At 34.1% G+C, this 25574-nt stretch carries 16 protein-coding genes and 1 pseudogene; 5 read left to right on the forward strand and 12 right to left on the reverse strand.

Annotation, left to right across the window (positions count from 1 at the left end):
* Nucleotide 1 precedes the first annotated feature (1 nt).
* The 8 genes from KEM10_RS20020 to KEM10_RS20055 all read right to left on the reverse strand — a co-directional run bounded on the left by KEM10_RS20020 (nt 2) and on the right by KEM10_RS20055 (nt 13390).
* Nucleotides 2-3211 carry a SusC/RagA family TonB-linked outer membrane protein gene (locus KEM10_RS20020; RefSeq protein ID WP_212218718.1) on the reverse strand — a complete coding sequence of 1070 codons (3210 nt, stop codon included), beginning with the start codon at nt 3209-3211 and terminating at the stop codon, nt 2-4.
* Nucleotides 3212-3479: 268 nt separating this feature from the next.
* Entirely contained in the window at nt 3480-6395 is a 2916-nt protein-coding gene (locus KEM10_RS20025) for a LuxR C-terminal-related transcriptional regulator (RefSeq protein ID WP_212218722.1), read from the reverse strand.
* A 92-nt stretch (nt 6396-6487) separates the two neighbouring features.
* Nucleotides 6488-7471, reverse strand: a complete 984-nt coding sequence (locus KEM10_RS24815; protein WP_317196696.1) for a sugar transferase — start codon at nt 7469-7471, stop codon at nt 6488-6490.
* An 84-nt stretch (nt 7472-7555) separates the two neighbouring features.
* Complete coding sequence (locus tag KEM10_RS20035; RefSeq protein ID WP_212218725.1) at nt 7556-9016, reverse strand: class I adenylate-forming enzyme family protein; 1461 nt, start codon at nt 9014-9016, stop codon at nt 7556-7558.
* 70 nt (nt 9017-9086) lie between these two features.
* Nucleotides 9087-10070, reverse strand: coding sequence for an NAD(+) synthase (gene nadE, locus KEM10_RS20040; RefSeq protein ID WP_212218728.1), 984 nt, complete (start codon nt 10068-10070; stop codon nt 9087-9089).
* Nucleotides 10071-10082: 12 nt separating this feature from the next.
* Nucleotides 10083-12053, reverse strand: a complete 1971-nt coding sequence (gene asnB / locus KEM10_RS20045) for an asparagine synthase (glutamine-hydrolyzing) (protein WP_212218731.1) — start codon at nt 12051-12053, stop codon at nt 10083-10085.
* A 73-nt stretch (nt 12054-12126) separates the two neighbouring features.
* A complete protein-coding gene (locus tag KEM10_RS20050; protein ID WP_212218734.1) occupies nt 12127-12369 on the reverse strand; it encodes an acyl carrier protein in 243 nt (80 codons plus the stop codon).
* Nucleotides 12370-12511: 142 nt separating this feature from the next.
* On the reverse strand, nt 12512-13390 hold the full coding sequence (locus tag KEM10_RS20055; protein ID WP_212218737.1) for a hypothetical protein: 879 nt from the start codon (nt 13388-13390) through the stop codon (nt 12512-12514).
* 226 nt (nt 13391-13616) lie between these two features.
* Between KEM10_RS20055 and KEM10_RS25005 the strand changes: the two are divergent.
* From KEM10_RS25005 to KEM10_RS20075, 5 genes and pseudogenes are all read left to right on the forward strand, one after another.
* Nucleotides 13617-13751, forward strand: a pseudogene (locus tag KEM10_RS25005) (VOC family protein); the annotation flags it as partial.
* Nucleotides 13752-13892 (forward strand): hypothetical protein, encoded by a 141-nt coding sequence (locus KEM10_RS24350; protein ID WP_244826054.1) that lies wholly within the window; start codon nt 13752-13754, stop codon nt 13890-13892.
* Between the two features lie 1423 nt (nt 13893-15315).
* Nucleotides 15316-16602: a T9SS type A sorting domain-containing protein gene (locus tag KEM10_RS20065; RefSeq protein WP_212218740.1), complete on the forward strand. Its 1287-nt coding sequence runs from the start codon at nt 15316-15318 to the stop codon at nt 16600-16602.
* Nucleotides 16603-17063: 461 nt separating this feature from the next.
* Nucleotides 17064-17996, forward strand: a complete 933-nt coding sequence (locus KEM10_RS20070; protein ID WP_212218743.1) for a transposase — start codon at nt 17064-17066, stop codon at nt 17994-17996.
* 73 nt (nt 17997-18069) lie between these two features.
* Entirely contained in the window at nt 18070-18423 is a 354-nt protein-coding gene (locus KEM10_RS20075; RefSeq protein WP_212218746.1) for a transposase, read from the forward strand.
* Nucleotides 18424-18914: 491 nt separating this feature from the next.
* Here the strand turns inward: KEM10_RS20075 and KEM10_RS20080 are convergent, their stop codons facing one another.
* The 4 genes from KEM10_RS20080 to KEM10_RS20095 all read right to left on the reverse strand — a co-directional run.
* The gene (locus KEM10_RS20080; RefSeq protein ID WP_212218749.1) at nt 18915-20825 is read right to left on the reverse strand and encodes a polysaccharide biosynthesis protein; all 1911 of its coding nucleotides are present in this window, start codon (nt 20823-20825) and stop codon (nt 18915-18917) included.
* A gap of 388 nt (nt 20826-21213) precedes the next feature.
* The gene (locus KEM10_RS20085; RefSeq protein ID WP_212218751.1) at nt 21214-23547 is read right to left on the reverse strand and encodes a GumC family protein; all 2334 of its coding nucleotides are present in this window, start codon (nt 23545-23547) and stop codon (nt 21214-21216) included.
* Nucleotides 23547-24335, reverse strand: coding sequence for a polysaccharide biosynthesis/export family protein (locus tag KEM10_RS20090; RefSeq protein ID WP_212218754.1), 789 nt, complete (start codon nt 24333-24335; stop codon nt 23547-23549). The genes KEM10_RS20085 and KEM10_RS20090 overlap by 1 nt, the downstream gene beginning before the upstream one ends.
* A gap of 230 nt (nt 24336-24565) precedes the next feature.
* A partial coding sequence (locus KEM10_RS20095; RefSeq protein WP_212218756.1) for a T9SS type A sorting domain-containing protein occupies nt 24566-25574 on the reverse strand: 1009 nt, incomplete at its 5' end.

Here is a 25574-nt window from a genome sequence, read left to right on the forward strand (position 1 = left end):
ATTAGAAAGTAACATTTACACCTAACATAACTGTACGAGGTAATGGATATAAACCTAAGTCTATTCCTGATGCCCAACTTGCATCATGTCCAAATCGAACTTCCGGATCCATACCACTATATTTTGTGAATGTATATAGGTTGTTAAACGCAACATAAAGTTTTGCACCTTGAACCCAGTCAACATCAGAAAGAAGTTTTCCAAACTTGTAACCAACAGTTAAATTGTTTATTCTTAAATAATCTGCATCATGAACATAGATATCTGATACATAATTGGTATTTCTATTAGAACCCGATGTTAACCTTGGAATTCGATTTGAAGTACCCTCACCATGCCACCTTCCAAAAATTTCGGTTGTATAGTTTTGATCAAAACGGTCAGCAAAAGATCTGTATGATTGCATTACCTGCATTCCAAATTTACCTGCTAAAGTTGTACTTGCGTAGAACCCTTTAAATTCAGCATTTAATTGAATACCCAATTCAAAATCAGGATTTGGATCTCCTATTTTTACTTTATCATCCTCATTAATAACACCGTCTCCGTTCTGATCTACAAATTTAACATCTCCAGGACGTAAATCTTCAAAATAAGGTTGTCCTGCATTAGCTGCTCCTTCAGGCGCAACATAGGCATCTACATCATCCTGATTTTGCAACAATCCGTCGGTCTCATATCCATAGAAATAACCAATAGGTTCACCTACCATTACTCTTGACACATAAGATGTTCCTTGTGAGATCACACTACTTGGACCTTGAAATGTTTTTTCTGCATTATCAAGTTGTGTTACTTTATTCTTATTAAAAGCTCCGGTAACAGTAGCTCCATATTTAAATTCGCCTAAATTGTCATTCCAGCTTAACATTAATTCAAATCCTGAGTTTTCAACCGACCCGGCATTTCCCCAAGGTGCTTCTGCTCCTGCTGTTCCCAAAGAAGGAATTTCAACCAGCCAGTCTTTTGTTGTCTTCTTATAATAATCTACTGTTAATCCCAATCGTGAGTTTATAAATCTTGCATCTAATCCAAAGTTTAACTGCTCTGATGTCTCCCATGTAACGTTAGGATTTGGAACTCTAGTAGGAATAGTAGTTAATCCAGAAACGGGTTTGGTATCACCAAAGAAATATCCAGGATTAATATAACTCATATTTGCACTGTACTTAAAAGCTCCAATTCTCTCATTACCGTTTTGTCCCCAACTGGCTCTAAGTTTAGCAAAAGAGATGAAATCCAAAGTGCTCATAAAATCCTCTTCCGACATTATCCAACCAGCCGATACTGATGGGAAGGTTCCATATTTATTACCTTCAGAGAAATTGGATGATCCATCTCGACGTACGGTAACATCTAATAAATACTTTTCTTTAAAACCATATGAAACTCTACCAAAATAGGAAAGAATTCCACCACCTTGAGCTCCATAATTGGCACCCCAAGTATCAATACCTTGCGATGTCTCACCTTTTTGTGCATTATCTAAATAGGCATATTCAGGAGATCCAAAAATAGTATTTGCAATACGACCACCTACATTCATATTATCAACTTCTTTAATCATCTCAATACCTCCCAATGCAGAGATATCATGTTGATCGATGCGAAACTGATAATTAACAGTATTGGTATAGGTATGTCGAACACCTTGATATGCATCCTGTTGCACAGCATCATTTGCATTTTGATATAAAGTACCTAAAGCATATGTTGGAGCCCATGACCTACTATTGCCATACCATGCATTTATACCAAATGATGATCTGAAAACTAAACCATTTAATGGTTGAATCTCAGCGTAAACATTACCTACGATTGTATTATTTTTTCCCCAACCATAATTGCTTCTATAAAACATAGTAGCTAAAGGATTGGTTTGATCATTTGCCAAACCATCTAAGGTTGGTGTAAAACCATTTGCGTCCGGTGATTCATCCCAATAAGCCGGCATCAATGGATTCTGAACGAGAGCATTATGAAGATCATTCCAATAAATATTACCTGTTGCAACACTCCTGTTTTCAGTATTATTATAAGTGAAGTTTTCACCAATCTTAACGATATCAAATCGATCATTCTTAAATAATACCATTTCTGAATTAAATCGGGTGGTTATACGCTTCATTCCTGCATCAGTAATATCACCTCCTATTATTCCAGATTGATCAAAATAAGATACACCAATTGCATAAACCATATCTTTTTGTGATCCAGTAATGTTAATCGAATGGCTTTGAATGGGTGCATTTTTTTGAGTCATCTCATCTATCCAGTTGGTTCCTTCCCAACCTTCTTGAAGCATACTCCAAACATCTTCACCTAATTGAGTTCCCAATTCATTTGGATAATTGTTATTTAGCCAACTATTATTTAAAAGAATTGATTCCCAATCATATGGTTCCAAACCATCATTCGTGCGCCCTTCATCCATTATAAACATGTATTCTTGCGCATTAAGAGGAGTTAGGTTCTTATAAATATTCTGAACTCCGTAATAACCATCATATGTTACTCTGGTTTTAGCACCTTCTTTGGCCTTTTTAGTCGTAACCAGAATAACACCATTAGCAGCACGAGAACCATAGATTGCAGATGAAGCTGCATCTTTAAGAACATCTATTGATTCAATATCCGATGGATTTAAATAATCAATACCACCGTCAACTTGTATACCATCCACAACATATAATGGATTTGCATTATTAATGGTACCTAATCCACGGATTGTAACTTTTGTTCCTGCTCCGGGAGCACCATTATTCCGGGTAATACTAACTCCAGGTGTAATACCTTGCAATGCTTCCATCGCGGTTCCGGTATTCTTTTCAACAATTTCATCACCTTTAACATTAATATTTGCTCCGGTTACCAACGCCTTTTTCTTAACTCCATAACCAACAACTACAACCTCATCCAGGTCGGTTATGTCTGATTCCATGGCTACATTAATAATTTCGCGATCTATCGTAATTTCTTGGTCGGTCATACCAACAAAAGAGAATAATAATAAATCGCCCTGATTGACCATTAAAGAGTAGGTACCTTCAACAGTTGTAATGGTTCCCGTTGTAGTACCTTTAACAATGACACTTACACCAGGTATTGGCATACCATCCGATGCATCTGTTACCGTACCGGTAACTGTCATTTCTTGTGCCTGACTAGTTATAGTCAGAAAGAGAAGGAAAATCCCTAACAGATGTTTCATAATTACTTGGGTTTAATGATAAAAACTGAGTCAAAAATAGAACTAAATGTTAACGTTCTATAATTTAATGACACACATTAATCTCACTCACACCCAACATTCACCTCACTAAAAACTCACATTTAAAATTATATAATGCTTTATTTCAGCTTTTTATAATTTTTTAAATCAAATTTTTTACTCATACATACAACTCATTTCTACAAAAATAAAGCAAACTAAATTATTTACATTTATTAACTAATAACACAACTTACGATTTGAAACCTCATTTTAAATTTGAAATATACCTTCCCAGATTCTCACCTTGTCCAATATTTAGTTTTTGACGTAGTTTATACCTGTTATTTTCAACTGCCCTTGATGTTATATTCATTAATGAAGCTATTTCTTTAGAAGACATCCCCATTCGTATATAGGCAGCTAACTTTTGCTCTCTCGGAGTCAGGTCGGGATGAACTTCTTTCAGACGATCAAGGAAAGACTCATGAACCTGCTCTAAATGCATTTCAAATACTTCCCAATAACTCTCACTATCCAAATCTTTATCTATTTTTCTTATTAGGCCCTGTATTTTACTTTCCAATTCCGATTTATCACTAATTGATTTCAGTTTTTTTAATTGCAATTTCAGTGAACTTAAAAACTCATTCTTGCGAATAATATTCATCGTTGAATTAGCTAACTCCTTCTCTTTATGAACCATTTCATTACGTAACTTCTCATTTCGCATCTTAATCATTTCTTTTTCTGCTCTCAGGGCCTCTTTTTGCAATGCCTCTTCCTTCTCTTTAAAGAGTTCTCTTTGCTTCAACTTTTCCTTAGTTCTACTAATTTCTAATCTCTTATTAAATATCAAGAAAACTGTTAATGTTATTCCTAAAATGAGTACAAGGTATACTACTCTGGCGGTCAATGTTCTGTACCATGGAGGCAATACTACAAATGAAAAAGTAATAGGACTTGTTTGAACACCATACCTGTTTTTAGCTTTAACAACAAAATCATAAGAACCTTCTTTTAGTTTGGTAAACTCCCTCATGGTTCTATTGGACCATTGAGTAAATGAAACATCCACTCCTTTTAAATAGGATGAATATACAACTTCATTATCCTCATAGTAACTTGCTGCATATTGAACTGTAAATGAATTGTTTTTAAATTCATAAACCGGAACGACTGACTGCTGAGCTTTATGATCATCTGTTTGATTTAATAAAAATGGTATCGTATCAGTAACTCCTTTAAAAGAACGTATGTTAATTTTAAATGGCCTACGATAGTTTTTCACCTCATCTACCAGGTAATGCGCAAAACCATCTTCAACACCGAAAAATGTTTCATTATTATTAGGGACTAATATAGATTCAAAACTGTTAACCAGTTTATTGTGCAAAACTTTAAAGGGAAAATCAATCTTTTTATAAGTGGCATCCTCCATATGCCTTAGCACCCCAACCATTCCATAATGGAAATACCATAAATTTTGAAAATCATCTAAATAAACAATTTTAGGAAACTCCCCCTTTTCAAAAAAATGATCCCATTTTACATATCGTTCAAAAGTTTTCGTCTTTAAATTATAATTATACATCCCTTGATTTCCAACGAATAAACAATCATCAGCAACTTTTGTAACAATCGCATCTTCTGAATTATTATCAACATCATCAAAAGAAAACTTTTTAGATAGGAGAACTTTTTTGAAATCAACATCAAAATTTAACTTGAAAATCCCTTCTGAGCCGTGCGTGATCCAAAGATTTCCTTCTTTATCCCACTCCATAAAACGCGACGATATTTCAAAACCTTCTATTTTCCATTTATACTTCCATCGTGAATCACTCTTCTCTAGAAGCAACAAGCCGCTATATGTTCCCACAAGCATAAGGTTACTTCTATTGGGTACAGGTTTAAATAACCAGGCCCCCTTAATAACAGGAGGCGTTATCAGACGAGCGTTGTTACCTTCAACTTCAAAAACACCCAAATTATGTCCGCATAAAATTTGATTCCCTTCTTTATACAAACTCCACACCTGTCCCTCTGAGTTGGCAATCTTTTTAAAATCCTTTCTTGTTTTTAAAGGATTATGCAAAGTTTTCTCATCAATTGTAAACAGTGCCTGATTGGTACCCATATAATACTCCCCTTCATAATTTTTTATGACATAACCAGTACCGATATCATAATACCCTTGCAAAAATGTAATACTTGAATTAAAATTTAAGCGGACAATTCCATTATCTAAACCACCCCATATATTCCCTTCCTTATCCACAAAAACACTTAGTACTGTATTATTATTCAGCCCCTTATCTTTGTCGACATGCATTACGATGTCTCCTTTTTTATTTAGGATTACAATACCACTTTGTATGGTACCAAAAACCAGAAAATCATCTTTATAGCTGGTTCCACTAAAAATATTTGCATTGGTAAGCATTTCATTTGCAGGGATATTCCATGGTTTTATGGTATTCATATCCCAGATATAAAGACCATCTGTCATTGTGCCAATAACAATCTTATCATCAGAAAGTGACATAACTGAGTTAATCATCTTATCTTTAAACACGTCTCCTCCTGACACACGGTAAGCCTTGTCTCCTCTTACTTCCTTCAATCCATCACTTTCATCGTGAACCAATAATAAACCATTAACAATATAGGAAGAGGAGTAACGTGTCTTAGCCGAAATAGTATTAACCAGTTGATCATCTTCAAAAAAGCATAAATTATTCTCAGATTGAAAGACAACTTTATTATTCCATTGATGAATATTCCAGAAATCTCCGCTCTTCTGAAGTTCATCGTTTAAAGGATAGGAATGAAACACTAAATGACGTAGAGAATCATCATATTGATAGTAACCTATTTTATTGAACAAGCCGACGTAAATTCTGTCATCAATACATTCGACACTTCTGATAACAAATGGTGATTCTTCGCGATGAAGCTGCCAGCTTACACCATCAAACTCTACCACCCCATCGTTATTGGCAAAATAAAGAAAGTCATTATCATTCTGACTAATTCCCCAGTTCTGGGTTCCGGCGCCATATTGCCTTCTGTTAAAATATTCAATTTCAGGAAGTCCTACTTTTTGAGCAAAAGACAATTGCGAAAACAGAGAAAGTATATAAAGGAAAAAGCTAAACCTATAAATGTTGGATCTTTTCATAGAATCAGATGATTTAGGAGTTAGCAAAATAAACAAAAGCTGCCTTTTAACAAAAGCAGCTTTTAGATATCAGTTAATTTTATTTATTACTCCTATGAACTTAGAATTTTTCCGGATAAAACATTAAATATAGCTTTAAAAAAGTATTTAATATCGGTCCAATGTGGATATTTCTCTTTCTCTGATAAATAAATCCTCTCAGCCTCAATATTCCCCTTACTATCTGGCATTAAAAGTGCAACGTATGGAGGTATACAGCCCGGTTTATAATGAATTCTTCTTTCTCTTATATCTATAGGTAACTCCTTAAAACGAGCTTCACTCAATGGTCTTACTCCCACTAAGGCCAACTCTCCTCTTAACAGATTATAGACCTGAGGTAATTCATCAATCCAATATTTACGAATAAATCTACCCAATGGAGTCAATCTGAAGTCATTGTTTGGTTTCCCTTTGGTATTATAACCATTCATTCCAACCACATACTCCTGTAAATACTCCGAAAAGGGATACATTGTACGAATTTTAAAAACTTTAAGCTTATTGCCGTTTTTACCAATACGCATCATTGGTATGATATAACGCTGATGATAACCCGGCTCTAATTTGGGTAAAGCAGTCTTCATTACACAGATATGAAGTGCCCCATTGATATTCTTAAAATCAATAATTGAAAATCCTGAATTAACCAATCGCCCTAACACTTCCGCCTTTGATTTTCGTTTCTTAAATGTAAGACTTTGCTTTTTGATACCAGATACATTCACATTACAAAAGAAAATCCCACCATCAAGAAGCAGGTGATTAATCTGGTAAAGAAATCTCTGTCCATCTTCAAATGTTAGAGGATTTAAATCAACCAGCACATTTAAACCGGATTGCGTTAAACTTGATTTTGATTGATTTAATTTACGGACGACAATTTTGTCCTGTGATAAAGATGCATTTTCGGTTATGAAACGATAGACTTCTTTGCCTTGATTTTGTATAGTTGTATACCGAGCATCAAAAGTACTTTGTTTTTCAACAAGCCTTGCAGAAGAAAATCGTGATATGGTAGCCCCTCGTGAAGTCATCACCCAAACCTTTTTGTAAGTATACTCAAAAAAGAGTAACAGGTATAATTTATTTGACGACTAAAAGCTATTATTCCATGAGAGTTAGTTCTTTTTCACTTTTTTACCCGCTGCATTCACATCAACATTATCTTTAAATTCGATGACTCCAGGCACTTTGTAGGAAGCCAGTTTTGAAGCACAATACTCTTTAATTGATATATCCGTCACCTCCTTATAATCTTTATTCATCACCACTATTGCTTTTATGGATTCACCCAAATATTCATCAGAAACTGCTTCAATGGTACAATCAATAACCCCATTAATACCAACAATTACTTCTTCAATCTCCTTGGGACTCACTCTCCGTCCTCCAACTTTTATAATCTCCTTTTTACGGGCAGCGTGATAGATAAAACCATCATCATCAATTGTTGCTAAATCTCCTGTATGCAGCCAGCCATTATCAAGGGCATTCTTCGTCTCTTCCTCATCCTTAAAATACCCTAACATCACATTATCTCCATGAGCCACAATTTCTCCAACCGCACCGGATTGAACACTCTCACCCTTATCATCCACAACTTTTAGTTCAACATCAGGAATACCTTTTCCTAAAGAGCCCAACTTAGTTTCTAATAAATCAGGCGAAAGATATGAAAGTCGTGCTGTTGCTTCTGTTTGCCCATACATCACATAAAACTGAGTTTCAGGCTTTGATTCTCTAAATTCTTTAATAAAGGTAGTATGTAGTTTTCCTCCGGCCTGAGTCACATATCTCAGATTCGGAAATTCAGTATTTTTAAACGTTTCAGATTTTCTCAACAGTATTTGAAAATGACTTGGCACCCCTGCAAAACCCGTACATTTATACTTCTGCAAATCACTAATTACCGAACCTAAAAAGATAAAGGTATTATTAAGAACTATTTTTCCACCAACTTTTAGATGCGTGTGCAGCAAGGATAATCCATAACAATAAAAAAATGGTAAAACCACTTCCATTATATCACTTTCGTTCAACTTCAGGTAGGTGATTATAGATTGAGTATTGGCAATCAGGTTCTTATGTGACAACATAACTCCTTTAGGCAAAGAAGTTGATCCGGAAGTAAATATAATTTGAGCTAACTGATTCTCATTAATCGCATTATCTATCCATTCTGTTTCATTGCTAGTAGTTTTTATGTTATTTATGAAATCTTCATTCCAAACATCATTTATATCAATTTGAAATCTTTTACAGACCTGTTTTACCATAAACACATGATCTGTTTCGCACAATTCTTTGATATAATCAAATTGATCCTTTTCAATTCCGGGATTTAAAGGCACAACTACGTTTCCGGACTTCATTATAGCCAGATAGGCTGTGATAAAGAATGAATTATTGGGGGATAACAACAAAATTTTATTATCCACCCCAATATTATTTTTCAACCAATCCGCTAATTTCGCAACCAATTGAGCCAATTCTTTAAAACTAACCTCTTCTGATCGCCCCAGTATAAATAGTTCTTCATTTATTATTTGTTCCGAAAGAAAATAATCAACACAGTTCATTAAAACAAGTTTAAAGTTTAAAGGCAAAATCTTCATAGATCATGTAGGCTAATCCGTTGTTATTAATTGATTAGCATAGATAATCATGAATAGGAGGACGACGCAAATAATCAGTTGTCTTCTTTTTGCGCTCAAAATTCTTAAAAATCTTTACAACAGCTTCTTCAGTCAAGTTCATTACAGGAGCCACTTCCGCTGCACTATATCCGTTTTCCCATCCATACCAAAGCAAATCCATATCTTCAAATGGCATTTGATAAAAGAATTCCTCCTGAGTCTGCTCAGCAGAGTAGGTATCAGTTGTCGGTGTGCGATCTATAATTTCCTGAGGAACTCCCAGATAACGTGCAATTTCATACACCTGGGTTTTGAACAGATTTCCTATAGGCATCACATCTGCACCTCCATCACCAAATTTTACAAAAAAGCCCTGCTCCACTTCATGTTTATTTGGCGTACCAATAACAGCATAATGCAATGCCTCAGCATGATAATATAACATCGACATCCTACTGCGCTGCTTGAAGTTTGACGCAGCCACTATCTGCAGGTATTCATTCATTGGGAGTCGCTCACTTCGCTTTGTTCCATCTGCAAAAATAACCGTAACATGAAAGACAGGAGGAAGATTCTTACGAATTAACTCTTCCGGAATAACAATCTTCATCTTATCTGCTAACGGATTAAATTCCGGTATCACTCTTTTTACAGCTTCATCACGCCTCTGATAACATTGGAAACCATCCAGAGCTCCACTGATATTTTCCTCTATCACCTTCACTCCAAATTTAGCAGTCAGTTTTTGAGCAAATTCTTTACTATCCGGACTGGAATCTTTCTCGGGTAACATCACTCCCAATAAGTTTTCTGCACCAAAAGCTTTGGTTGCCAAAGCCAATGTTACGGAAGAATCTATTCCTCCACTAACACCAATTACTCCACCTCGTCTTCTTAATTCCTGATGAACATCCTGCTTTAATTTTGTGCAAATATCATTAATGGTTTTATCAATATCTTTAAGCTTAATAATATCTCTTGAGAAATTTTCTTTCATGTTTTATTGAGTTTAAAGTTTTCTATTACGTACTACTCCCCTTATCAACTTCGTCTCATCAAGGGGTTGATAATTCATTATGTATTGGTTATATAATATTTGTGTCGATAGTATCCCGATCAAAGCCATATTATCTACTTCTGTAATCAATCCACTCTTATTTAGTTTATTCAATAAAGAAGTAACCGTTTGTGCATTAAACAATCCAGTTTCCAAAAATGAAGCAGGATTCAGATATTTATCTAGTAGTTCTTTTCCATATGTCATTATTGCACTTGCTACGGGAGCCCGATATGCCTGCTTCGGTCTGTTTACAACTGATTCCGGCAACCTACCTTGCATCATCTTTTTGATGAGATATTTCTCATTCAATCCTTTCAACTTAAAATCATCAGGCAAGGATGCACAAAACTCAATCAACCGATGATCCAAAAACGGATATCTTCCTTCTACAGAATTAGCCATTGCCACTCTATCCCCCTGAGATGATAGTAGGTACCCTGACATAAAAACAGTTGATTCAATATATTGAGCTTTTTCCAGAGGGCTATAGCCTGCAACCAGATCAAGTATCTTTTCAGTATATTCATTGACAGGATCATATCCATTTAAAAGACTTTTAACACCATCAGAAAAATGAGCACTTAAATTCTGTCCGTTTCTCCATCTCAACAAATGAGAATATATGGGTGAATCCGTTTCCTGAAGTTTATATCCAAAAAACATCTTCAGCATTGCCGGGGAAGCATTGCTGAGTTGTGGGATATAAGGATATAGTTTTTTCAACAATAAGGATCTGAATTTTGAATCCGGAAATTTGGCCCAAAACTGTCGAATAACAGCTTCCTTAAATATATTATACCCTCCCAGGTTTTCATCTGCTCCTTCTCCTGTAATAACTACTTTAATATCATTATCGCGAACCAATCCGGATAATTTCATCATAGGAATAGGAGATGTCCTGAATAATGGAGCCTCTGTATGCCAGATAGCTTTTTCTAATAAACCAGGTATATCTGAGTCATTGGTTGAAATAAAATGATGTTTCGTTTTAAAATACTCTGATACTTCTTTTTGATAGGAAGATTCATCAAAGGTACCATCCTGAAATCCTATGGAGAATGTATTTAAGTTATCCGGCTGAACCTGTCTGATAAAGGATGTGGTAACACTGGAATCCAGCCCTCCACTTAAATAAGCTGCCACAGGCACATCTGCTCTTAATCGCAGATCAACAGATTCTTTAAAAAGAGTCTCAAACTCTTCTATTGCCTCATTGATGCTTCCATTGTACTTTGGCTGATTAAAATCTAATTGCCAGTATTTTTTTATTTCAACTTTTCCTTGCGAATAGAGAAGAGTGTGTCCGGGAGAAAGTTCATTTATACCCTCAAACACAGTATCGGGTGTAATGGTTGTCCAGTATGTAAAAGCTTGTTTTAGTGCTTTATAATTAATTGATCGATTTATACCCGGATATTCAAATATAGATTTTATCTCAGAACCAAATACCAATCTATCTTCGGATAGATGGTAAAATAACGGCCGTATACCCACTCTGTCACGGGCCATAAACAACTCTTGCTTCTTCTCATCCCAAATTGCAAAAGCAAACTGGCCGTTCAAATGTTGCACACAGGATTCACCGTATTCTTCATACATATGAACCACTACTTCAGTATCACAATTGGTTTTAAATCTGTGCCCTTTGTTCTTTAGTTGCTCACGGAGTTCGGGATAATTAAAAACCTCACCATTATAGGCAATCCATAAACTACCATCTTCGTTGGATAAGGGTTGCTGACCACTTTTTAAATCAACAATGCTCAACCTTACATTTCCAATACAACAATGGTCAGAGATATATAATCCCATTTCATCCGGACCACGATGTATGATTCTATTAAGCATTCGATTTAACAGAAACTCTTGTTGATCTTTACTTTGATTTGAGTTGTTCGTAAATCCGGCAATTCCACACATAGGCGGGTAAGGTTTAAAGAAAACAATGAGCTAGTGAAATACACTAACTCATTCTAAATATCTTTGTTTTAACTTAACTGGCCAGAGCCATTTTGCGGCCTACAAAGTCAGCTATCCGCTCCACGCTACCAAAATTTTCTTCCTGAAGTTCAGTATCATCTGTAACTACATTAAATTCTGATTCCAGAAAATTTATTAATCCCAATAATCCCATTGAGTCAAAGATTCCTTCATCAAAGATCATGGTATCATCACTAAATGAATTAATATCGGTAAAAGTAGTCTCAGCTATAAAACTTTTAATTTTATCCTTCATATCCCTTTTGGTTAATAACATTTTTATTTATTAATTGTATGTTAAAATACTAATAAAGAAAATGAAACGATACAATTGTTTGTTTGATTACATAATTTATTCCATAATCAAACCTAATTCTAGGATAAAAATTTCCAAGACATTACTTCTCAACATTAGCTATTGAATCATTATCAATGTATATACCTTTTAAATTTGTTAAAGTTCCCTTTGTCTCAATTATATCAACTATTCTATTACAAAACAAAGGAGCCACTTTTGCACTAAATTCTTTATTAGGATGACTATTACCTGGCGATACTGCATAATCATCTTTCAAATACAATCCTCCCTCTGTTTCCAGTTCATAAAAATCCCATATATATATATTATCCTCTTGCTCATCCCACTCTAGCTTTACCCAGGTAAAGAACTCTCGAGTTCTTTGTGCGCGCTCTTCACTATTATTCTTCTGCGTATGCACAGCACCAGTCCAAATAATAAACTTTGTATTAGGATATTTATAAAATTCATTCTTCAGTGCCTCATATTGCAACTTATAGTTTGCTATCGTCTTTAAATCTGAATCAATATTTGGATTTCCATCATCCAAAACCGAACTAACAGGGAAGCAATGTTTAATTATTATCACATCCCATAAGGGGGCTAGTGTTTTTAACGTAGGTTCGTATTTATAAGATTCCTTGTCTCCATTTTTAACCCAGATGTTATAATAGTCAAAGGGGTAATTATTCCAACCATATCCTGGGATATATCTCAACACTCTTGATTTTGGAAAAGCTTCTTCCACAATATTATAATTCACCTCTTTTTCCTGATTATATGTATTAAACCAAATCAACACGTCCGGCTCCCCATTCTTCATTTCACCATTGTAAATATTATTACCGGTACTGTGATGAAGGAACAAAATATTTACAGCATTCTTTCCTACATCAAGCTTATCTTTATAACCATTATGCTCACATGAAACAAACACAAAGGAGATCAATAGTAAGATGTATATCTGATTTTTTTTCATATCTAATTAATTAACCGTTTTATTACTTTATTAATTTAAACCGTAATATAATATTAACTTAACAAATGTAAAAGATGAATATCGATCATATTGGTGTAGTAACCAAATCTATTGATAAAAGTATTAATCAGTGGAAAGTTATTTTCGTCTTTAAGCAATTTAAACATCTTGTTATAAATACTAAACAAAAAAAGTAGTCTTTCTCTTGAAAGAATGATCGGTCCATATCAAACTAATTGAACCAACCAATGAAACATCTCCTATTTATAAATTTGCATTAAGAGGAGGAGGACTACATCATCTATGCTTTAAAACAGATGATATACATACGTCCATTCAAAATATGAATTCTCAAAAGTGCATGACAATAAGTCTACCTCAACCCGGAGAAGCTTTTGAAAATGAAAATATCGCTTTCCTTTTAGCTCCCGGAAATCTAAATATTGAATTAATTGACACAGACAAAAGAGCTGGAATTATTAATACGGCAGATAACTTATAAAAGCTCTCCTCAAGAGGGTGTACAAATAGTAGTTTGCAAACACGGAATCTTTCAATTTGTAACTTTACTTACATTTTACCCCACCAAACCCTGCCTGCAGCAGGCAAGCTACCCTAAAAGGGAGGCTTAAGTCCTCTTCTGGGGAATCGAAGATCGGTAAAGCCAATTAGGGGTAACATAGAGTGATATATTATTACAAATTGAAACAAGCGTCGTTTTGATGTTTAGTTTTTGGACATCCTCAACCAACACATCAATAACGTTAATCCAACCTAAAAGACTTAACCAGATTTAAAACTACTCCTCGGTTCCTAACGAGGATCTTATTATAAGGAATTTGCAATTCATATACTATTCTAATCCTAAAGGCATTTCAAAATTTCTTTGAATCATCTCAATCCAGCTAAGTCAAGTTTCTAAATGTGCTAATTTACAAAGACCTCTTCTCAGTCCTCTCCTAAAGGAGAAGAGGCCTTTACTTGTAAAAGCTCTATCCCTCGTTTCCTAACGAGGGATAGTTGTCTTTGGATTTACAATTCATAAAGAAACACACATGAATGCCAATAATTCATTCAACCTAAGTTAAGAAACGAAAGGTAGGTTCAATAAATATCAAACAATACAAAAGACCTCATCCCAACCTTCTCCTTAAAATGAGAAGGAGACAATTACATAAAATTTCACTCCCCTCTCTTCCTAACAATTAAGGAATGAAGTTTATAGCTGTTAAATATGAAAGTACAGATGTCTAATGGAAGTTAGTGAAGAAATAAACACCTCTCCTCAATCCTGTATACTGCATGCAAAGAATCTCATGTTTATAATCTATTTTAGCAATTACTTTTCAAGCAAAATATCACAAAATCAGACAGCATATAAATGCGATTGTTTCTAATACTCTCCTCGGTCCTCTCCAAATTGGAGAGGAGGCCAACACATCACTCACATTTATCCAATCTAAAAGACTTAACTAGATCAAAAACTACTCCTCGGTTCTTAACGAGGAGCTTATTGCAATGAATTTGCAATTCATATACTATTCTAATCGTAAATACATTTCAATATATCTGTGATTTTTTCTAATACACTTCCTTAGTTAGCTAATTTGTATTTATTTTAAATAAATATTTACTAACAACTTTTCAACAGGTGGATCGTATAATTTCTCTCTTTATTCATTTCATCATTAATCTCACAATCATAAATCACACTACACAAAACAACTCCATACCACTATCTTACTGACACTTAACAAACCCACAATCCATATTCCACAATTAAATTATCATCTTTGACAAACAAATCAAATTGTTATTTAAATATTATTTTAGAATGTTGTAATTGCTTAAAATTTTTGATTAGAGATAACTATTTTATTTTTACCGCGTACTAGAGCAGAAAAACACCCGATTTAGTATTTAGTATGAGAATTGTTTTAGTTATAGTGACGGCTTTTATAGCAAGGATGGTTTGTGTTGATGCGCAAAACTTAAAACAGACACGGTTATATGAGGATAACAACTTTCAGGTATCTGAGAATATAACCTATCAGCTTGATTCTGTATATTCATATACAACATCTGATAATTATTGGAGTTTATACTCCAAAATTAACTATAGCTACAAGGACAGCTTCCTATTAAATGCTTTCACCAAGATTTATAATGAATTAAACTGGCTAAACAAAAAACAGGAAATTTATTCTTATTCTGAAGATAATTCAAACTGGTCCAAAGAAGAGTTGAACTGGAATGAGGATGCAAATGAATGGAAACAAATCAGAAAAAGGGAATTCTCAGTCAATGAAGAAAGCGGTAAAATAGATATTCTATATTCAGAAAAAGATACCGATGAAAAATGGAATAGCATCTGGCAACAATCTCAATTCTATAACCAGAGTGGTAAATTACTCTCCTATCAAACCATAAAATGGAATAGTGAAAATAGTAAATGGGAATCATACTGGGATTACAATTGCTATTACGATGATAATAACAAGCTCCTTCAGACAACTCATAAATCATACAATGAAGAAACCCAAACATGGGGAGATGAATGGGAATGCATTAATGATTACGAAAGTGAGAAATTAATATCGGAACAAATCATTGATTGGAGTAACGAAAATGATGAATGGAACAGTCTACAGATGATTGACCTTTCATACCCCGATGAAAACACTGTAATTAAAATAAAAAAGAATTGGAGTAATGAAGTTGAAGATTGGCTCTATAGCTCCAGGACAACAGAATTATACGATAATGAAGAAAAATTATCAGAATCTCAAACTGACTATTGGGATAACAATACTCAGACATGGGTTAGCCAACGCTATGATATATACTCCTACAATGATGCAGGCATAAAAATTGGTCAGGAGACAGCTTATTGGAACTCTTCCATCTCCTCATGGAATAATTACTTAAAAAAAGAATATTACTATTCTCAATTATTATACCCTGAGGATGATCCAATTGATGGCAGTGAATTATTAATCTATCCAAATCCTGCAGAATCTGAAATCTACCTCAAATTTACTGGAACAGCCAAAAGTCTGAATGTTTATACCATTCAAGGTAAAAAGGTACTGCAACTTAATAATCCACTAATGGGACAATCTGTTAATGTGGACAGATTAAAGAATGGAGTCTATATCGCTGTTATTAGTTATGAAAGTGGAGAAGCTAAATGTAAGTTTGTGAAGAAATAATAACTTCACCTCGGTCCTCTCCAAATTGGAGAGGAAGCCAATACTTTTAAAAATACCTCTATCCCTCGTTTCCAAACGAGGGATTATTGTTTGTGAATTTGCAATTCATAAAGAAAGATAACGACCATAATTTCTCAACATTTTATCCACGAAATACACTAATTTTACGAATTAAAATTCAATATTACACCAGTAATATAAAGTTGAATATCATCAGGTAACGAAGCTTATTTTATCTCCAGCGGAGATCAATATCTATAGATTTAATAACAACATCCCAAAAACAACCTCAGAGAGGTTGAATAAATATATAATCGATCACAATGCGAAGTATAATTAGGGATGTTCGTAAGTTGATTTAGGTGTTTGAAAATTAAATAATTATCACTATCTTAAAAGTATAATAAAACCCCGAAAACAGGCACTTTAGCCATAAATCGGGGTTTACTTTTTTTCTAATAGTGATAAAATTACAAAGTATTCCAGAATTTCAAGCCCATCTTCCACTTTTTTCTATTGAAGATAATTTTCAAGTTGTATACAATCAATTCCTTGCTAGTTCATTAGGTAAAATTTACCAAGCTATACCATGGGAAGAGCTAGTCGATTGTTTCGGTATAACTGAAAGTAAGATGGGACCAGATTGTATATTTAGCCCACAAGGCAAACTAGCGCTGATGTTCCTGAAGAACTATGTCTGCTGCTCAGACGAACGCTTGGTTGAGCAGTTTAACTCCAATACCCATTACCAATTATTTTGTCGATTATTATTGGGGATTGGAGAACAAATCAGCAATTTTAAAATCATTAGCCACATACGATGTGAGTTGGCAGCTAAACTGAATATCGACAGGGTTCAGAAGTGTTTAGCTCAACACTGGTTGCCCTATATGGAAGAGTTGGAACAGGTGGTTACCGATACAACTTGTTATGAAAGCAGCCTACGCTTTCCTACAGATCAAAAACTATTATGGGAAGCTACTGATTGGTGTTATAACCAATTGAAGTTGCTTTGTAAGTACAATAAGCAACCAATGCCCCGTTCGAAATATACTAAATGGCAGCAACGCTATTGGAACTATAGTCGTAAGCGACGTAAACCTAAAAAAGAAAGAGTTGCCATCACCAGAGGTCTGCTGAAGTTACTCAAAAAGCTTTTGGAAGAACTGGCAACTGATACACAGCAACTTAATGCCTCAATGCCAGAGAAATACTACAGGCAATATGCAATTATTGATAAAGTTTTAGCGCAGCAAAACTATAAATTCACTACAGGTCAATCACCGGAAGACCGAATTGTCAGCCCTTCAAAAAGCTATATCCGACCAATTGTCAGAGGAAAAGAAACGAAAGCTGTAGAGTTCGGGGCTAAAGTCAATAAAAATACAAATTAATGGCATCAGTTTTATTGAGTACATCAGTTTTGATGCCTTTAATGAGGGTACTCATTTTAAGTCATCGGTTCACATGGCTCAATCGTTGACGCATACAAAAGCAAAGTTAGTTGGTGCTGATGCTATTTATGATACTAATGCCAACCGAAGGTTTGCCTCCTCAAATAATATCCGTACTGATTTTGTGCGAAAAGGACGGGCTGGCAAGCATGAGCAACAACGTAAACAATTAGCTGCACAAATTAAAAAAGAACGGGCTACCAGACAGGAAGGTAGTTTTGGAAAGGATAAAAAACATTATTATTTGAGTAAAATTAAAGCTCGAACAAAGGATACTGAGATACTTTGGATATTTATGGGCATCCATGTTGGCAATGCTCTTGAAATAGGGAGGCGAATGCAAAAACAAGCAATCAAAGCAGCATAAACCCTTTTATCGAAAAAGACTTTAATTAATGGGATTGTTATGTCCAATTATCACAAGAATCCTTTGATTTATGAATCAATATATTGTTATGAAAAACAAAGAGGCTAATCAGTAAAGATTAACCTCATATATACTTCTTTTTAAGTATTACTTCTGAAATCGCCTAATTAAAGTGTTTCTGAAACTTAACTTAACAACCCGTTAATGTGATAATCTGTTAAGATTAGCCATTTAAAGAATGAAGTTTACAGCTGTAAAATATGAAAGTGCAGACGCCGCATGTAAGTTTGTGAAGAAATAATAACCTCACCTCAGTCCTCTCCAAATTGGAGAGGAAGCCTTTACTTGTAACCACTATCCCTCGTTTCCCAACGAGGGATTAATGTTTGTGAATATGTAATTCATAAAAGATACACATATGAAGACTAATTATTAATTACAAGTTAAGAAACTCTGAACTATTAACCTTTCGTTAGGAAACGAAAGGTTAATTAGGATACTGTGTGCTCAATATGGTGATCCAGTTCTGCAAATTGACTATTTTGAGAAATATATTCTGGAACCAGATCTTTCATTCTGCTAACCAAAAGAGTATCATTTTCGATTTGCAAAGCAAAAAGAAGATCCTTTATTTTTTGTTCAATCAACCTGAATTCATGCTGTCGGACCTTCCCAATCATTATCTTCTCATGATGAGTAGGTAGTGTATTTTCTTTGGAAGCCAATAATTCCTCATATAATTTTTCCCCAGGACGTAACCCCGTATACACGATTTTAATATCTTCATCCACTTTTAATCCAGACAATCGTATCATTTCTTTTGCCAGATTAACAATCTTAACCGGCTCTCCCATATCAAATACAAATATTTCACCGCCAACTCCCATAAATCCTGCTTCCAAAACCAACTGGCAAGCTTCAGGTATAGTCATAAAGTAACGGGTAATATCTTTATGTGTTACCGTGATGGGACCACCTTGTTCTATTTGTTTCTTAAAAAGAGGAACCACAGAACCATTGGATCCCAATACATTTCCAAAACGCGTTGTTACAAAAGCCGTATTTAAATTATTCAACTGAGATAAGGACTGAATATAAATTTCACAAATCCTTTTAGACGTTCCCATCACATTTGTAGGATTCACCGCTTTATCTGTAGATATCATTACAAATTTCTCAGCATTGTATTGAATGGCTAAATCTGCCAGATTTTTTGTTCCACCAATATTAACCCGGATTGCCTCATATGGATAAGTCTCCATTAATGGCACATGCTTATAGGCAGCTGCATTGAAAACAATCTGTGGCTTATACCGATCAAATACATCTGCTATACGTTTTTTATTGGTTATATCGGCTAAAACCACCTCGAAAGGAGCATCACTATGACTTAATAGCAACTCTTGTTGCAAATCATATAAAGCCGACTCAGCAATATCCAACATGATAATTTTCTGAACACTAAAACGCAATAATTGACGAACAATCTCAGAACCTATGGATCCGGCCGCACCAGTAACCAGAATTACTTTACCATCTAAGCCCTCCATTATTCTTCCCAAATTCAACTGTATCTCATCCCTTCCAAGAATATCTTCAATTCGTATATCCCTAATCTGCTTATCATTGGAAATTCCATTTACCCAACTATCAACAGAAGGCATTATTTTCAACTTCCATCCTCTCTCAATACATGCTTCCGTAATTTTATGTTTCCTCTGAACACTAATATTTTTAATGGCAAGAATAACCACTTTTACCTGTCGTGAGTCTCCGGTTTCAACAGCCTTGTCCCAGGATAAAACAGGATATGAATGCAATTTAACACCTAATCGGGATGCAGTATCATCGATTAATCCAACCACATTAAATTCATTGTCTTTATCATTTTTAATGGCTTCCAATGTGATCTGCCCCATGTCACCAGCTCCATAAATATACACATTGGTGTAAGTTCTTTTCTTAGTTAAATAAGCATAAGCCTCTTTTACCATTATTCTAAAACCAACCATTAGCACTACAGTCGTCACAAAATGAAAAACCAATACCAAACTGGAAATATCAACCCAGTTAATACCTGTTAGTCTCACAACAAAACTAAACGTAATTAAAAACAAAAAAGCAATAAAGGTAGTTATAAGTACCTGTTTAAATTCATTATAATTACTATGTCGAATTACCCCTTTAAAAGATCCAAACAAAAGAAATACCATTAAATAAATTCCACCAACCCAAATAATATTTTGTATCAGGTTGGATGCCGGATAGTTGACTAATGAAACATTTAGTCTTACTGCATATGCTAAGACGAAAGCATTTATAACCAAAGCTAAATCAATAGCTAATATTAACCATGGCGAAACAATGCGACCTTTTAAAAACCGTAAGAGTACCAACTTCATAATTACTTTTTATCAACTATTCATCCCTTATTCTCAAGTCAAACAAATGATATATCAGATAAAATGATATCATCTTCTGACCTATCTATTTGACATACGCTACATCTGTTCATCCGTCAAAAGCAATGTTAAAATACTACTTATCCAATATAAAATCAGCTTTTTTTGCCCTATAAACTATTTAAAATGATAAACGTCAATTTTAAATAGTTGAATGATAATTCGCTATAATATTATTATAGCAAAAAGAACGATCAACACACATTACTCTGAATATCAATATCAAACAATGTAAATTTAATAATTGAAATGATAAAAATTTGTCAAACTAAATAATCAAAACAGTTACATAACATTAGAAATCCTGTTATAAACTATTCAGACTTTCTTATTGCTCATAATACTTTCCACTATAACTATATGAATTATAGGCACGCTTTGTAATAGGTAGATCATTTAACAACAGACATAATTTATTTAAACTTTTAACTTTCTCCTCCTTTAGTAAATTCTCCAACATAGGTTTGGGCGTTACATTGTGCCTGGTTACCAGAATAGTTACATCAGCAAATTGATTTAACAATGTTGCATCGGTCACTAAACCTATAGGTGGAGAGTCAATTACTATTGTATCATATAAATGACGTAATTCACTAATTAAGTTTCTTGTTTGTTCTCCAGCAATCAATTCAGCAGGATTTGGAGGTATTTCACCTGAAGGTATAACGTCAAGATTAGAAAATTCTGTTGTCTCTATTAAATGCTTATCGCTTCCAATTATCTGGCTTGACAAATGCCTGCTTAACCCTGTTCCATTCACCTTAATATTTAATACTGAATCAATAGTAGGTCGACGCATATCAAAATCAATTAATAGTGTCTTCTTTCCCAATTGAGCATACGAAGCTGCTAAATTAACCGCAGATAAACTTTTCCCCTCACCTGGCAAACCTGAAGTAATCAAAATAGTTTTACATTTATCACTCGAAGAATAAAATTCAAGAGAAGTACGTATTGTTCTTATTGATTCCGATAAAGCTGATCTTGGATTTAGAATACTCTGCATTGTTTCTTTACTTCTTTGAATACTGGGAACAATTCCGATAATTGGCAGGTTAGTTCTACTTTCCAAATCTTCCTTATCCAAAATCTTATTATTGGAATAAATTATAAGAAATACAACTACAATTGGAAAGATAATCCCTAAAAAAACTATAATAATAACAAACCGTTTACGATCAGGTTTTACCCTCCCTAATTCTGTTGCATATTCAACAATTTCATTATCCGGTGTATTAGCTGCCTTAGCTAATTGGGCATCTGATCGACGTTCCATTAGATAAGAATACATCCTATCCGTGCTCTGAAACTTTCTCTCAATATCCAATAATACCTGTTCTGTTTTAGGCAATCTTCGTATATCCTTACTTAGGTTCATCAAGCGGTTATCTAACTCTTTAATAGAATAATCGGTAGATTGCACATTACTTTGCGCCTGTTGTTCAATGCTTCTCTTTAAGGTTTCCATGCGGCGGCTAATCCTTGCAATATTTGGATTCTCTATCTTTGAATTAAACTGAAGACCTTCTTTTTCTGCATTTAAAGAGCTTAACTCTGTAATCATTTGACTTATCATCACATTATTCACTCCATAGGCGGATGGTGGTAGCAAATTCAATATATCCTGGTCGCTTTGCATATAATCAACCAAATAATTATAATAATCCAATTGCGATTGCAAACTACTCTTTTCTTCCTGCAAATTCTGAGTCTTATCTATTATTATTTGCCCTTGCATAGATATATCCATCATTTCATTTCTGGATCTGAAATTTTCTAGAACAGATCGCGCAACACTCAATGAATCTCCAACACCAACTAATTGACTTTCTATAAATTTAATTGTATTGTTGGCTATCTGATTCTTTTTTTCCAAGGTATAATTAACTGAATTTTGAGCTAGCTCATTAATAAAATCAAGCCCTTTTTCAACATTATTAACCTCTATACTCACCTCATATATCGATGATCCTCGCTGCAATCCATCGATAATCACTCGTGATTTAAACCTTTTTATTAATAATTCCAAGGGGTTAATTGATAGGGCAAAGCTCCTGGCAACATAATTACTTCCGTCAATCTTCTTATCGTTGGGAATAACTGAAAACGTATTACCCTCTAATTGAACCTTTTCAAAAAAACGATGCTCGGATCTAAAATCCTTATCCTCTTCTTTAGTTAAGACATAAGTTTTCTCATCAATAAAATTCAATTTATATTTTTGATATACAAGCTGCTTGACAGGGGTTTCCAAAACGACCAAGAAAGGTGTCTCTTGATAAATTTCGGTCTCTAAAAACGTTTCGTCCTCATAGTAACTAACAAAAAAATCCAGATTCAGTAATGTCTTCTCAATCTGACGTGAGGAAGTAAGAATAATCAACTGATTATCTACACTATTGTATACTCCTATATTAATACCTGGTAATGCTCCTTCTCCTGAACCTATAGTTGGCATTTCCCCTTGATTTCCTGATATTAACAATCTGGCACTAACTTTATACTGAGGTGCGGTTGATTTATAGTTATAGTAGGTAAATACAGAAGTTATGAGTAAACAAATTGGTATAACATACCAAAATCTCAAAGCTCTGTAAAACAGTTTCTGAAAATTAAAATTACTTTCTTCTTGATAAAAATCATCATTAGTCATTGTCTTCATTATTCCTGGTTAAATGAGGTTGTATAAAAGGTATATAACAATAATGCTGTATTCAAGAATGTTAAAGCCAGACCAATGGGTACAGTACTTAAACTAACAGATTTTAACCTTCGGGGTTCAACATATATTATATCCCCTGGTTTCACATAAAAATAAGGGGAATATAATAATTGGTCATCCAGGGTATTTAGTACATACATCTGTTGTATATCCCCATCCTTTCGAAGTAAACGAACTCTTTTTCGGTTGGCAAAATCATTCATATCTCCAGCCAGGCTAATGGCTTCTAAAATATTTATTTCTTCATCATATAATAAAAACCTTCCTGGAGTGCGAACTTCACCTATTACCGTAATGTTATCATTTAACAACTTTACCATGATACTACTCTCCTCTAGATACTTTGAAACTACTAATTGCATCTTTTGCCTGACTTGCTCAATAGTTAAGTTAGCAACATATACTTTACCTACAAACGGAAAGTAAATCGAACCATCCTGTTCTACTCTATAACCTGACAAACTTGCTGCCATTGGCCCTTCAATTCGTCCTCCACTGCCTGTATCATTATTTAAAAAAGAAGAGGTACGTTCATCCAAACTATTAACTTTGATATAAAGGTTATCATTTGGCTTGACTAGGTAGGCGCTTTTGTTAGTTTCATAAACAGCTTCTACCTCCTTTAACTCCTTTGCAATGTCTCCCTGAAGATAAATTGACTTTTTTAAAGACACACAGGATGTAGACAAAACAATAATTAGAAGAAACAATAGTTTTATATACCTCATAGTTTTATATTTACTGAAAATACTTCCAAAAATTTATTGAAACAAATATAAGATGATTCTAATTTTATTCATCTTCAGTAACAATGCATTGGTCAAATAATAAAAATCCCTGATTAAATATTAATCAGGGATCAAAACATTATAATTTAAATAGTTCCTATCTTTTTAAGTACATATTAATTTCTTATTAATTCACTTACTTATAATATCTTCCTAAGAATTCAACTGCATTAATACTGAGCCTGTTTAATAACTGATTTACTAATTTTCTTATCACCCGATTTTAATACTATTGTATATTCACCTGCTGGAAAATCTCCACCACGAAGATCAATTGGTAATTTATTTTCGCCTCTTCCAACGGGATAATTAGTCGATATTGGAATGATATCTTCTCCACTAATCTCATACTCTATCATACCCTCTTTATCAATAGTAAAAGTAATAGTTACCCAATCAATAGTTGGATCAGGATCAGCAGAAATTATTTTGAATTCAATTGGTTTATCTGAACTTAATTTTGTAAAACTTTTAATAATTTCTGACTTATCATTAAATAATTTAAAGCTATATTCTCCTGGACTTAACTCCTGTAAATCTAATTCAATTTTATTTGATCCTTGCACAGCTGAATCTTCGGCCTCAATTTCGACATCATTATTTGAATCATAAATATTTAATCCAACTAACGTAGTTGTCTGACTTAAATACTCTATGTTTAGCATATCTTTCACTTCACTATTATAACTTATGATCTCTAAATCACCTGATGGAGGATTATTAACATATCGCGTAACAACACAAAAATCACTGCTATTTTCCTCGCTTAATGTTATAGTATAATTACCGGCTTCATAACTACCCAAACTAACATCTACCTGATTACCTTCTCCTTCAATGGCCGAATCAGTATAGGTTGCCAATACATCTCCATTCGCATTTGCTACTGTTATACTAACCTCTGTTACAATTGGACTATAATAGGTAATTGCTACTATATCTTCTGTTGGATTAGGTGAATAATCCAATATACTTATTGGAAGTCTTTCGTTCTTACTAACAACGCAAAAATCACTGCTATTTTCCTCGCTTAATGTTATAGTATAATCACCATCATCATAACTACCTAAACTAACATCTACCCGATTACCATCTCCTTCAACGGCCGAATCAGTATAGGTTGCCAATATATCTCCATTTGCATTTGCTACTGTTATACTAACCTCTGTTACAATTGGA

Source organism: Carboxylicivirga linearis (assembly GCF_018271995.1).
In the GTDB taxonomy this organism is placed as follows: Bacteria; Bacteroidota; Bacteroidia; order Bacteroidales; family Marinilabiliaceae; genus Carboxylicivirga; species Carboxylicivirga linearis.